Below are 12568 nucleotides of genomic sequence, written 5' to 3' on the forward strand. Positions count from 1 at the left end.
CCATGGATCACATCGGCGTGACGGTCAACGGACGGCAGCGTCCGATGGTCGGCGTGTCCGCGCACACCTCCGCGCTCGACTGGCTGCGCGGCATCGGCCTCACGGGCGCCAAGGAGGGCTGCGCCGAGGGCGAGTGCGGCGCCTGCGCCGTGCTCCTCGCCACGCCGCGCGACGACGGCGGCACCGACTGGACGGCCGTGAACGCGTGCCTCGTGCCCGCGGCCGCACTGGACGGGCAGGAGGTCGTCACGGCCGAGGGCCTCGGCACGCCCGAGCAGCCCCATGAGGTGCAGGAGCGGCTCGCCGAGGCGGGCGGCTCCCAGTGCGGCTACTGCACCCCCGGCTTCGCGTGCAGCATGGCGGGCGAGTTCTACCGCCGCGGTCGCCGGGTCGGCGAGGCGGATGCCGCGGACGCGGCCGACACCGTCGAGGGACGCGCCGACGCGCACCACGGTCCCAACGGCTTCGACCTGCACGCGCTGGCGGGCAACCTGTGCCGCTGCACGGGATACCGCCCGATCCGCGATGCGGCCTTCGCGCTCGGGGATCCCGAGTCGGGCGACCCGCTCGCCGAGCGGCGCGACCGGCCCGCTCCCGCGGCGGTCGCCACGCGCCTCGGCGACGACGGCGAGCGGTTCGTGCGTCCGGCCTCGCTCGACGAGGCGCTCGGGCTGCTCCGCGACGAGCCCGACGTGGTGGTCGCCGCGGGCACGACCGACTGGGGCGTCGACGTGAACCTGCGCGGGCGTCGCGCTCCGCTCACCATCGCGATCGAGCGCCTCTCCGAGCTCCGCACGTTCGAGGTCGGCGACGCGAGCATCGAGCTCGGCGCCGCGCTGTCGCTCTCCGAGGTGCAGCACCGCCTCGACGGCCGGATCCCGCTGCTCGACGAGCTGTTCCCCCGGTTCGCGTCCCCGCTCATCCGCAATCGGGCCACGATCGGCGGCAACCTCGGCACGGCCTCCCCGATCGGCGACACGTCGCCTGCACTCCTCGCGCTCGAGGCGCGCGTCGTGCTCGTCGCGGCCGACGGCGAGCGCGAGATCGACCTCGCCGAGTTCTTCACCGGGTACCGCACCACCGCCCGCCGCCCCGACGAGCTCATCCGATCGGTGCGCATCCCGCTCCCGCTCGCCGGCCTCGGGTCCTTCCACAAGATCTCGAAGCGACGCTTCGACGACATCTCGAGCGTGGCCGTCGCATTCGCGATCGACCTCGACGACGGCGTCGTCGCCTCGGCGCGCATCGGGCTCGGCGGCGTGGCGGCGACGCCGATCCGCGCCCGCGCGACCGAGGCCGCCCTCACCGGACGGCCGTGGAACCGCGAGACCGTGCGCGACGCGGCATCCGTGCTGGCGACCGAGGGCACGCCGATGTCGGATCACCGCGCGAGCGCCGAGTACCGCTCGCTGATGCTGGGCACCGCGCTGCTGAAGCTGCACCGCGAGACGGCGACCGTCGAAGGGGTGCCCGCATGACCGACCTCGCATCCCGGCCGCGCGACCCGGTGGTCGGCAAGGCCACCCCGCACGAGAGCGCCGTGCAGCACGCGACGGGCGCCGCGGTCTACACCGACGACCTCGCGCCCTCCACCGCGCACGTGCTCACCGCATGGCCGGTGCAGTCCGCCCACACCCACGCGCTCGTGACCCTCGACGTGGCGCCGGCGCTCGACGTGCCCGGCGTGGTGCGGGTGCTCACGGCCGCCGACGTGCCCGGCGTGAACGACGCGGGCGTGAAGCACGACGAGCCGCTCTTCCCGAGCGAGGCGATGTACCACGGGCACGCGCTCGCGTGGGTGCTCGCCGAGGACGCGGACGCCGCCCGCGCGGGCGCCGACGCGGTGCGCGTGGAGTACGAGCCGCTGCCGTCGCTCGTCACGATCCAGGACGCGATCGACGCGGACTCCTTCCAGGGCATCCCCCGCACCATCCGCCGGGGCGACCCCGAGGACGCCCTCGCGACGGCGCCGCACGTGTTCGAGGGCGTGAGCGTCGTCGGCGGCCAGGAGCACTTCTACCTCGAGACCCACGCCGCGCTCGCGCGCATCGACTCCGAGGGGCAGGTGTTCATCGAGTCGAGCACGCAGCACCCGTCGGAGACGCAGGAGATCGTGGCGCACGTGCTCGGGCTGCCGTCGAACCGGGTCACGGTGGAGTGCCTGCGCATGGGCGGCGGCTTCGGCGGCAAGGAGATGCAGCCGCACGGACTCGCCGCGGTCGCGGCGCTCGGCGCGACGCTCACGGGGCGGCCGGTGCGCCTGCGCCTGAACCGCACGCAGGACCTCACGATGACCGGCAAGCGGCATCCGTTCCACGCGACCTGGACTGCCGGCTTCGACGACGACGGCCGCATCATCGCGCTCGCAACGACCCTCACCGCCGACGGCGGGTGGAGCCTCGACCTGTCGGAGCCCGTGCTCGGCCGCGCCCTCTGTCACGTCGACAACGCGTACTGGATCCCGCACTTCGTGGCACAGGGGCGCGTCGCCAAGACGAACAAGACCTCGCAGACCGCGTTCCGCGGCTTCGGCGGGCCGCAGGGCATGTTCGTCATCGAGGACATCCTCGGACGGGTCGCGCCGCTGCTCGGCCTCGACGCCGCGACGCTGCGTGAGCGCAACCTCTACGTCGCCGACCAGACGACGCCGTACGGCCAGCCCGTGCGCCACGCCGAGCGCCTGCGCGCGATCTGGGACGACCTGCGCACGTCGAGCGACTTCGACGAGCGTCGCACGCGCATCGCGGCGTTCAACGCCGAGCACGAGGACGTGAAGCGCGCCCTCGCCATCACGCCCGTGAAGTTCGGCATCTCGTTCACCCTCACGGCCTACAACCAGGCCGGCGCCCTCGTGCACGTGTACAAGGACGGCTCGGTGCTCGTGAATCACGGGGGCACCGAGATGGGACAGGGCCTGCACACGAAGATGCTGCAGGTCGCGGCCACGGCCCTCGGCGTGCGACTCGAGTCCGTGCGCCTCGCGCCGACGCGCACCGACAAGGTGCCGAACACGTCGGCCACCGCGGCGTCCTCGGGCGCCGACCTCAACGGCGGCGCGGTGAGGCACGCGTGCGAGCAGATCCGCGAGCGCCTCGCCGCGGTCGCCGGGCGGATGCTCGGGGTCGACGCCCGCGACGTGCGATTCGGCGACGGCCGTGTGTCGGGGCTCGGGGCATCCGGCCCCTCGTTCACCTTCACCGAGATCGTGGAGGCCGCCTACCACCAGCGCGTGCAGCTGTGGGCGTCGGGCTTCTACCGCACGGCGGGCCTGCACTGGGACACCGAGCGCATGCAGGGCGAGCCGTTCAAGTACTTCGCCTACGGGGCCGCCGCGACCGAGGTCGAGGTCGACGGGTTCACGGGCGCCTCGCGGATGCTGCGGGTCGACATCCTGCACGACGTCGGCGACTCGCTCTCGCCGCTCATCGACCTCGGTCAGGTCGAGGGCGCGTTCGTGCAGGGCGCCGGCTGGCTGACCCTCGAGGAGCTGCGCTGGGACGAGAGCGACGGTCCCGGCCGCGGTCGGCTGCTCACCCAGTCGGCGAGCACCTACAAACTGCCGAGCTTCTCGGAGATGCCCGAGGAGTTCAACGTCCGCCTGCTCGAGGATGCCGCCGAGGACGGCGTGGTCTACGGGTCGAAGGCCGTGGGCGAGCCCCCGCTCATGCTCGCGTTCAGCGTGCGCGAGGCGATCCGGGAGGCGGTGGCGGCGTTCGGCCCGGAAGGCTGCTCGATCGACCTCGGCGCCCCGTCGACGGCGGAGACGACATACCGAGCGATCCTGGCGGCGCAGGCGGCGGCCTCGACCGGGCCGGGTGCAGAAGCCGGCGACGAACCCGGTGCTGCAGGCGGTGCCGAGCGCGGGTCCGAGTCGACGGATGCCGCGACGCGAACGGCTGCCGCGGCATCCGTCGGCGCCGCCGTCAGGAGCCGCTTCCTGTCGTCGGACTCCTGAGGCGGCGGGCCGTGGACTGGGTGGACGCGCTCCAGCACCTGCGCGCCGCCCGTCGACCCGCGGTCATCGTGACCCTCGCGATGGTGCGCGGGCATGCACCCCGCAACGGCGGCGCGAAGATGATCGTCGCGCCGGACGCCCTGTACGGCACGGTCGGCGGCGGCAACCTCGAGGCGACGGCGGTCCGGCGGGCCCGGGAGCTGCTCGCGGAGGGCGCCGCGGAGCCCGAGCTGCTGACGCTGACGCTGAGCGACAAGGCGACGACCGAGTACGGCGTGCAGTGCTGCGGAGGAGAGGTCACCATGCTGCTGGAACCCGTGCCGGTCGTGCCGGCGGTCGCGATCTTCGGCATGGGCCACGTCGGGCTGGAGCTGGCTCGCATCCTCGCCCGGCAGCGGATCGAGCTCGACCTCGTCGACTCGCGCGCGGAGATGCTCTCGGCCGAGCGGCTCGGGGATCCCGGCTCGACGGGCGTGCTCGCCGACGCCGTCGCCACCGTGCGCGTGCACCACCTGCCGGTTCCGGAGTCCGCCCTCGCCGAGCTGCCGCCCGGCGCGCACGTGCTCGTGATGACGCACGACCACGTCGAGGACCTCGCGATCGTGGAGTCCGCCCTGCGCACGCCGGGGCTCGGCTCGATCGGGCTCATCGGCTCGCGCTCGAAGTGGGCGCGATTCACGACGCAGCTGCGCGAGGCCGGGTTCGGCGACGACTCCCTCGCGCGCGTGTCGACGCCGATCGGCATCGAGGGGATCCGGTCGAAGGAGCCCGCCGCGATCGCGGTGAGCGTGGCCGCGCGCGTGCTGCAACAGGTCGAGGGGGCGGCCGCGACGACGTCGACCTCGTAGGGCACCTGCAGTCGGATGCCGCGGCGTCACCCGCCCCAGATCACGAACTGCCCGTGCGGCATCACGGGCAGGATGACCAGGGTGATCGGCTCGCCGTGGCGCGACGTGAACGTGAGGAGGTCCCCCTCCGAGCGGTAGCGGTCGGACGGGCGCTCGCTCATGCCGACGACCACCGCGGCGGCCTGCGGCGACACGCCGAAGCACGCGACCGGACCGAGCAGCTCGTCGGGCACCTGGAACGTCTCGAATGCATAGCCCGAGTACTCGCGCTCGGTGCCGCGCAGGATCGACTGCATGGCGCCCGGCAGGTCGTCGAGCACGCCCGCGACGTTCATCCAGCCGCGCGGGCCATCGCCGCCGTGCCACGCGCACACGGCGTAGGCCGACGGCACGTAGGGCCGGAACCCCGCGTCCGCCCACACGTCGTCGGGCATCAACGCCGGCAGGACGACACCGAAGTCCGCCGCCGACACGTCGCCCGCCCGGACGCGCGCGAGTCCGTCGGCCGAGAGTCGCCGCTCGAGGAGCAGGTCGCGGGTCTGCTCGCCGTACAGCGTCGAGCCCGCGTCCGCGTATCGGAGCACGCGGCCGTCGGCGTAGACCATGACCCAGCCCTGGTGCAGCCCGGCCCACGAGTCGATGAGCTCGACCGGTCCGCGGTCCGCGGCCGCGCCGGCCGGGGCATCTGATGCACGGCCCGATCGCAGGCCCGCGGATGCCCCGACCCGACCGCCGACGGCCAGGATCACGACCGCCGCGGCGACCGCGATGGCCGCGAGCACGGCGACGACCGTGGTGCGGCGTCGCCGCACCCGATCGCGCGTGTCGACCGCCATGGTCCCTTCCCCTCCGATGGCGCCGGTAGCACCAGCATCCTCCGCCCGCACCGGAGGGGGAAGGGGGTCAGCCGAGCGAGAGCGCCGTCCAGGACACGGGCGGCAGCGTGATCGTGAGTTCGCCGCCCTCGATGCGCACGCTGTCGTTCGCGCGCGGCGCCACCCGCTCGCGGTCCTCGAGCGTGTTCTTCGCGTACACGTCGTCGTCGGCGAGGGTGTGGGACTCGAGCACCGACACGTCGCCGAGCGAGGCGACGTCCACCGTGAGGGTGACGGCCTCGTCCTGGCTGCGGTTCACGAGGAACACGGCAGAGCGGCCCCTCTCCGCGTCGAAGGTCGCCACCGCGTCGACGAGCGGGACCTCGCCGTACTGCGCCGTCTCGTAGGTCGGCGCGTCGAGCTTCAGCTCGAGGGCGTCGCCCTGCGCGAGTCGCGAGGTGATCGAGAACGGGAAGAAGGTGGTCTGGCGCCACGCCGGACCGCCGGGCTCGGTCATGATCGGCGCGATGACGTTCACGAGCTGCGCGAGCGAGGCGCTCGTCACGCGGTCGGCGTGGCGGATGAGCGAGATCAGCAGGTTGCCGAACACGACCGCGTCGGCGACCGAGTAGACGTCCTCGAGCAGCCGCGGCGCGACGGGCCAGTTGTCGAGGCCCTCGATCTTCTCGACGTTCTCCCAGCGCGAGAGGTACCAGACGTTCCACTCGTCGAACGAGATGTTCACGGTCTTGTCGCTGCCCCGCACGGCCTTCACGTGATCGGCCGTCGCGACGACCGTGTCGATGAAGCCGTCCATGTCGACCGCCGAGGCGAGGAACGAGCCGAGGTCGCCGTCCTTCTCCTCGTAGTACGCGTGGCAGGAGATGTAGTCGACGTCGTCGTACGTATGGGACAGCACCACGCGCTCCCACTCGCCGAACGTCGGCATGTGCGCGCTCGACGAGCCGCAGACGACGAGCTCCAACGAGGGGTCCAGCTGGCGCATGGCCTTCGCGGTGCGCGACGCCAGCTTGCCGTAGTCGTCGGCCGAGCGGTGGCCGAGCTGCCAGGGACCGTCCATCTCGTTCCCGAGGCACCACATCTTCACGCCGAACGCATCGGTCCGGCCGTTCGCGATGCGCTGGTCCGAGAGCATCGTGCCACCGGCGATGTTCGTGTACTCGAGCAGGTCGAGCGCCTCGAGCGTGCCACGGGTGCCGAGGTTCACGGTGAGCATGAGGTCGCTGCCGACCTGCTCGAGCCAGTCGGAGAACTCGTGGAGGCCGATCTCGTTCGTCTCGGTCGAGTGCCAGGCGAGGTCGAGCCGGCGCGGACGCTGCTCGCGCGGGCCGACCGAGTCCTCCCAGCGGAACCCCGAGACGAAGTTGCCGCCCGGGTAGCGGATGGTCGAGACACCGAGCTCCTTGACCAGCTCGACGACGTCGGTGCGGAACCCGTCGGCGTCGGCCGACTCGTGGCCGGGTTCGTGGATGCCGTCGTAGACGTGACGTCCGAGATGCTCGACGAAGCCGCCGAAGAGGCGGCGCTGGACGCGCCCGATCGTGAAGTGCGGGTCGATGGTCAGGCGTGCGCTGGGCATGTTCGGTGCTTTCTGTGGGCGGTGCAGGGGCTTGGATCGGATGCCGCGACTCGCGGCGCGGCGGTCGTTGGAAAACGCTATCCGAGCATACTTCGCTCTCGTGTCAGCCGACCCGTGGGGTGGGACTCGCGCCGGACCCTCACGTTCGCTCCGGCGGCGTGATGTGCGCCTGGGCGCGCGCGGCGTTGCGTTCCGAGACCCGCGCGATCCAGGCGAGCCGCTCGCGCTCGAGCGGCACCGCGAAGGCCGCCCAGAGCACGAGCGCGACGCCCGCGCCCACGAGCAGTCCGCCCACCGTGTCGGAGAACCAGTGCGCCCCGAGGTAGGTGCGCGTCAGCGCCATCAGCACGGTGTACGCGGCGCCCGCGATCCAGACCCCCAGGATCGGCACGATGACGCCGATCGCCACCGAGATGGTCGCGGCGTTCGCCACATGCCCCGACGGGAATGAGCCGAAGTCGGACGTCACGAGCATGTCCTCGGGGCGCGCCCGCCCGAACCACTCCTTGAGCAGCTGCACGACCCCCGCGCTGGCTGCCGACGCGACGATGAAGTACAGCGCGCCCCACGGACGACGCAGGATGAGCAGCATGATCGCGACGCCGATGGGGACGAGGAAGACGCCCACGATGCCGCCGCCGAGCCAGTTCATGAAGAGCGCCACGGTGTCGCCGAACGGACCGCGCAGCGTGAGGACCTCCTCGGCCCACTCCTCGTCGATCTCGAACGGCACGCCGCCCTGCCGGATCATGATGACCGCGCCGAGCAGCACCGCGGCGAGCACCGCCGCGACGCCGCTGGTCAGCGCGGCGCGCCGCCCGAGGGTGCGAGCGCGTCGCTCGCGCTGGGCCGGCAGGAGCCCGGCAGCCCCACCCGGCGCATCCCGGTCGAGGCCGCGCGTCGAATCGGCGGTGTCCTCGCCGGATTCGCCGGATGCGTCGGGTGCGGCCGATGCGTCGGCGTGCTCGGCATCACCGGGTGGATCGTTCGGTCGCTCCATCACTCCACGCTAGTCCGAGCGGGGTGAGCGGATGCCGCGACCCGCCCCCCTTGACGGGAGGCGCGGCACGCGGCATCCGCTCGGCTCAGTCGCTGAGCGCCGGCACCGTCTTCGGACGCACGAGCGCCCAGAGCGCCACGATCGCGACGGCGGCCGCGAGCAGCATGACGAACGCCATCGGCACGGCGCTCCCGACGCCCATGAGGCCGATGAGCGGCGAGATCAGGCCGGCGAGTCCGAAGTTCAGCGCGCCCAGCAGCGAGGCGGCCGTGCCGGCTTCGGCGCCGTGGTGCGCGAGCGCGAGCACCTGCACCGCGGGGAATGCGAAGCCGCACGAGAGGATGAAGATCCACAGCGGGATCGCCGTGCCCCAGAAGCCCGCCCCCGACGAGTCGAGCACCATGATCGCCACGGCCATCGAGAACTGCACGATCGTGGTGATCGCGAGGATCCACTGCGGCTGCACCGGCCCGCGCATGAGCCGGGAGCTCGTCTGCACGCCGATGATGATGCCGATCGAGTTGACGGCGAACAGCATGCCGTACTGCTGCGCCGTGAACGCGTAGACCTCCTGGAACAGGAACGACGACGTCGAGAGGTAGCCGAACAGTCCGGTGAACGTCATGCCGCCGATGATCGCGGCGCCGAGGTAGACGCGATCGCGGAACAGCGCCGCGTAGCGGTCGCGCAGCGTCGAGTGGCCGGCCACGTGGCGACGTGATTCGGGCAGCGTCTCGACGATGAAGAACGACACGGCGGCGACGACCACGGCGCCGTAGATCGCGAGCACGACGAACACGCCGCGCCAGTCCATGACGGCGAGCAGCTGCGAGCCGATGACCGGCGCGAGCACCGGCGCGAGGCCGTTCACGAGCGCGAGGCGCGAGAGCATGCGCACGAGCGGCTTGCCGCCGAACAGGTCGCGCACCATGGCCATGGCGACCACGCCGCCCGCGGCCGCGCCGAAGCCCTGCAGCAGGCGGAACACGCTGAGCCAGACGATGTCGGGCGCGAACGCCGCGCCGACGGATGCCGCGATGTGCAGCGCCGTGGCGAGGATCAGCGGCAGGCGGCGGCCCACCTTGTCGCTCCACGGGCCGACGATGAGCTGGCCGAACCCGAAGCCGACCATCGTGCCGGTCAGCGTGAGCTGCACGGCGGCGGCCGAGACGCCGAGCTCGTCCTGCAGCACCGGGAAGGCGGGCAGGTAGAGGTCGACCGTGAACGGGCCCAGCGCGGTGAGCGCGCCGAGGACGAGCACGTAGACGAGGCGCTGGCGGCGGCTGAGGAGGTCGCCGGGGTGGGTCGTGGCCGAGTAGTCGTCGGGCCGGATGATGGGGATGGAGGCGGTTGCGGACATGCGGATCCTGGGCGTGCTCGAGTGCGGCGGCGCACGCCCTCGGACGCCGGGGAAACAGGAACGACGGCGACCCGCGGGTCGCCGTCGTGAGGCGATCGGGACCGTCGTGGTCTCGAATCGATTCGACTGGCATCGAGTCTAGCGGAGGCACCCCCCGGTTCCGCAAGTGCGGATGGCGAGAATGAGACGATTCATCTGTCACAGTCGACCCGCGGGCGCCCCTCAGGCCACCTGGAGTGGATCCTCCAGCAGGGCCTGGAAGGCGAGTTCGGCGGCACCGATGGCGAGCCGGTCCTCGCCGAGGGCGGCGACGCGGAGGTCGAGGTCCTCGGCGGCCGCCGGCATGGCCTGCTCCGCCACCGCGGAGGCGAGCGCGTCGGGGTCGCTCCCGGCGACCGTGGCCAGGAAGCCGCCGAGCACCACCAGCGAGGGATTGAGCACGTTGACGGCGTTCGCGAGCGCGGTCGAGAGGATGCGGCGCTGGCGCGCGAGCTCGGCCGCCACGTCGGGCGAATCGGATGCCGCGAGCGCCGCCGCGAGCGTCGGCTCGTCCGCGGCGGCGAGGCCGGCGACCTCGAGCAGGCGGGCCCGGCTGACCTCGTCCTCGAGCACGCCCCCCGGGCGGCGCCGGTCGTCGGCGGACGCGATGCCCGGCCGGTTCTGGCCGAACTCGCCCGCGTAGCCTCCCGCGCCGCCGACGGCGAGCCCGTGCACGATGAGCCCGCCGCCGATGCCGCTCGCACCCCCGTTGAGGTAGATGATGTCGTCGACGCCGCGTCCGGCGCCGAAGAGGTGCTCGGCCATCGCCCCGAGGCTCGCGTCGTTGCCCACGACGGTCGGCAGGCCCGTGGCCTCCTCCACGAGGGTGCGGAGCGGGGCATCCCGCCACTCGAGGTGCGGCGCGAAGCGCACGAGCCCGTCGGAGGCGCGGACGAGGCCCGGCACCGCGAGGCCGACCGCGACGATGCGCGCGCGACGCAGCACGCCGGACCGCCAGCGCCCGATCTCCTCGGCGACCAGGCGAGCCGTCTCCTCGGGGCTGACGAGGTGGTCGACCTCGATGCGCTCGCGCACGGGGATGCGACCGTCGAGGCCGACGGCGGCGATCGTCACGGCGTCGACCTCGGGGTTGACGGCGACGGCGGTGACGCCGGGGTGCGGCGCGATCACGGGCGAGGGGCGACCGACGCGATTCGTGGGGTCCGGGGCGCGCTCCTCGACGAGGCCGAGCTCGACGAGCTCCCCGGCGAGCGCGGCGACCGTCGATCGGTTGAGGCCGGTGGCGGCCGTCAGTCGCGCCCGGGAGAGCGGCCCTTCGAGGTGCACCAGCCCGAGGAGTTTCGAGAGGTTTCGACGGTGCACCCCGTCGAACGTTCCGACACGCTCTGACACGCGACCACTCTAGGGGCGCGTGGGCGCGCAGGTCTCGGCGCCGCGCCGAATTTGTTGCTGTTGACCCCAAATAGATTCATGACGTATATTCATGGCGTCCAGATCACTTTCGACGATAGAGTCGAAACTTTCGAGAGGTTCAACGATGAACAGACGCAGCACGAGGCTCGTCGCATTGGGTCTCAGCGCCGGCCTCGCCGCCGTCGCACTTGCCGGATGCGCCCCCTCATCCGGCGACGGCGAAGGCGACGGCGTGACCCTCACGTGGTGGCACAACGCCACGTCCGGCCCGCTCCCCGCGGTGTGGGAGGAGGTCGCGAACGAGTTCGAGGAGGCCCACCCCGGCGTCACCGTCGAGCAGACCGGCTACCAGAACGAGGAGCTGCAGCGCACGCTGATCCCGAACGCCCTCGCCTCGGGCGACGCGCCCGACCTGTTCCAGGTGTGGCCGGGCGGCGAGCTCCGCGACCAGGTCGAGAACGAGTACCTCATGCCGCTCGACGACGCCATCCCCGACACGATCTCCAGCGTCGGCGCGACGGTGAACCCATGGCAGGTCGACGGCAAGACCTACGGCATCCCCTTCACCTTCGGCATCGAGGGCTTCTGGTACAACACCGAGCAGTTCGCCCAGGCGGGCATCGACGCCCCGCCCACCACGCTGGACGAGCTCGTCGACGACGTCGCGAAGCTCCGCGCCGCGGGCTTCACCCCGATCGCGGTCGGCGCCGGCGACAAGTGGCCGGCCGCGCACTGGTGGTACCAGTTCGCGTTGCACTCCTGCTCGCCCGAGACCATCCAGACCGCGGTCGACGAGTACGACTTCAGCGACGACTGCTGGGTCGACGCGGGCGACCAGCTCGAGGAGTTCCTCGGCATCAACCCGTTCCAGGAGGGCTTCCTCGGTACTCCCGCCCAGCAGGGCGCGGGTTCGTCCGCCGGCCTCGTCGCGAACGGCCAGGCATCCATGGAGCTCATGGGCCACTGGAACGCGGGCACCATCGGCGGCCTCACCGCCGACCAGCAGGTCCCCGGGTTCCTCGGCTGGTTCCCCTTCCCAGGCATCCCGGGCTCGGCGGGCGACCCGACCGCCGCGCTCGGCGGCGGTGACGGGTTCGGCTGCTCGAAGGACGCTCCGCCGGAGTGCGCCGAGCTGCTCGCCTACATCATGAGCGAGGACGTGCAGAAGCGGTTCGCGGCCAGCGGCTCGGGCATCCCGACCGTGCCGTCTGCGACCGACTCGCTCGAGGACGAGAACCTCAAGGCCGTGGCCGTGGGCCTCGGCGAGGCATCCTTCGTGCAGCTCTGGCTCGACACGGCCTTCGGCACCACCGTCGGCAACGCCATGAACGAGGGCATCGTCAACCTCTTCGGCAGCGCCGGAACCCCCGAGGACATCGTCAAGGCGATGCAGGACGCGGCGGCGACCCTGTAGTCATGACCACGCTCCTCAAGCCGGCCGGGGCCCCCGGGGCCGCCGGGCCCGCCCCCCCCCCCCCCCCCCCCCCCCGGGGGGGGGGGGGCCGCCCCGCCCCCCGGATGGGCCGCCTAGGGGGGCCCGCGCGGATCCAGATGCCCGGGGGGGGGAGACGGCCCCG

9 protein-coding genes are annotated in these 12568 nt (G+C 72.5%); 4 read left to right on the forward strand and 5 right to left on the reverse strand.

Annotation, left to right across the window (positions count from 1 at the left end):
* The first annotated feature begins 2 nt into the window (after positions 1-2).
* The 3 genes from ACWGO8_RS02895 to xdhC are packed head-to-tail and all read left to right on the forward strand — an operon-like array spanning position 3 to position 4803.
* Positions 3-1478: a xanthine dehydrogenase small subunit gene (locus tag ACWGO8_RS02895; protein ID WP_452041632.1), complete on the forward strand. Its 1476-nt coding sequence runs from the start codon at positions 3-5 to the stop codon at positions 1476-1478.
* On the forward strand, positions 1475-3955 hold the full coding sequence (xdhB, locus tag ACWGO8_RS02900; RefSeq protein WP_452041633.1) for a xanthine dehydrogenase molybdopterin binding subunit: 2481 nt from the start codon (positions 1475-1477) through the stop codon (positions 3953-3955). Before ACWGO8_RS02895 ends, xdhB begins: the two co-directional genes overlap by 4 nt.
* Positions 3956-3966: 11 nt before the next feature.
* On the forward strand, positions 3967-4803 hold the full coding sequence (gene xdhC, locus ACWGO8_RS02905) for a xanthine dehydrogenase accessory protein XdhC (RefSeq protein ID WP_452041634.1): 837 nt from the start codon (positions 3967-3969) through the stop codon (positions 4801-4803).
* Positions 4804-4829: 26 nt separating this feature from the next.
* On the opposite strand, the gene ACWGO8_RS02910 is transcribed toward xdhC, so the two are convergent.
* From ACWGO8_RS02910 to ACWGO8_RS02930, 5 genes are all read right to left on the reverse strand, one after another.
* Positions 4830-5639, reverse strand: a complete 810-nt coding sequence (locus tag ACWGO8_RS02910) for a hypothetical protein (protein ID WP_452041635.1) — start codon at positions 5637-5639, stop codon at positions 4830-4832.
* A 67-nt stretch (positions 5640-5706) separates the two neighbouring features.
* On the reverse strand, positions 5707-7218 hold the full coding sequence (arfA, locus tag ACWGO8_RS02915) for an arabinosylfuranosidase ArfA (protein ID WP_452041636.1): 1512 nt from the start codon (positions 7216-7218) through the stop codon (positions 5707-5709).
* Positions 7219-7357: 139 nt separating this feature from the next.
* Positions 7358-8218 carry a phosphatase PAP2 family protein gene (locus ACWGO8_RS02920; RefSeq protein WP_452041637.1) on the reverse strand — a complete coding sequence of 287 codons (861 nt, stop codon included), beginning with the start codon at positions 8216-8218 and terminating at the stop codon, positions 7358-7360.
* An 85-nt stretch (positions 8219-8303) separates the two neighbouring features.
* Complete coding sequence (locus tag ACWGO8_RS02925) at positions 8304-9578, reverse strand: multidrug effflux MFS transporter (protein WP_452041638.1); 1275 nt, start codon at positions 9576-9578, stop codon at positions 8304-8306.
* Between the two features lie 222 nt (positions 9579-9800).
* On the reverse strand, positions 9801-10970 hold the full coding sequence (locus ACWGO8_RS02930; RefSeq protein WP_452041639.1) for an ROK family transcriptional regulator: 1170 nt from the start codon (positions 10968-10970) through the stop codon (positions 9801-9803).
* Between the two features lie 253 nt (positions 10971-11223).
* On the opposite strand from ACWGO8_RS02930, the gene ACWGO8_RS02935 reads away from it, so the two are divergent.
* On the forward strand, positions 11224-12405 hold the full coding sequence (locus tag ACWGO8_RS02935; protein WP_452041640.1) for an extracellular solute-binding protein: 1182 nt from the start codon (positions 11224-11226) through the stop codon (positions 12403-12405).
* Positions 12406-12568 lie beyond the last annotated feature (163 nt).

The organism is Agromyces sp. NPDC055661 (assembly GCF_053618135.1).

Bases quoted from the DNA above. Each gene is read 5' to 3' on its own strand.
- ACWGO8_RS02895 (WP_452041632.1), top strand. From the start codon at position 3: ATGGATCACATCGGCGTGACGGTCAACGGACGGCAGCGTCCGATGGTC.
- xdhB (WP_452041633.1), top strand. From the start codon at position 1,475: ATGACCGACCTCGCATCCCGGCCGCGCGACCCGGTGGTCGGCAAGGCC.
- ACWGO8_RS02910 (WP_452041635.1), bottom strand. From the start codon at position 5,639: ATGGCGGTCGACACGCGCGATCGGGTGCGGCGACGCCGCACCACGGTC.
- arfA (WP_452041636.1), bottom strand. From the start codon at position 7,218: ATGCCCAGCGCACGCCTGACCATCGACCCGCACTTCACGATCGGGCGC.
- ACWGO8_RS02920 (WP_452041637.1), bottom strand. From the start codon at position 8,218: ATGGAGCGACCGAACGATCCACCCGGTGATGCCGAGCACGCCGACGCA.
- ACWGO8_RS02925 (WP_452041638.1), bottom strand. From the start codon at position 9,578: ATGTCCGCAACCGCCTCCATCCCCATCATCCGGCCCGACGACTACTCG.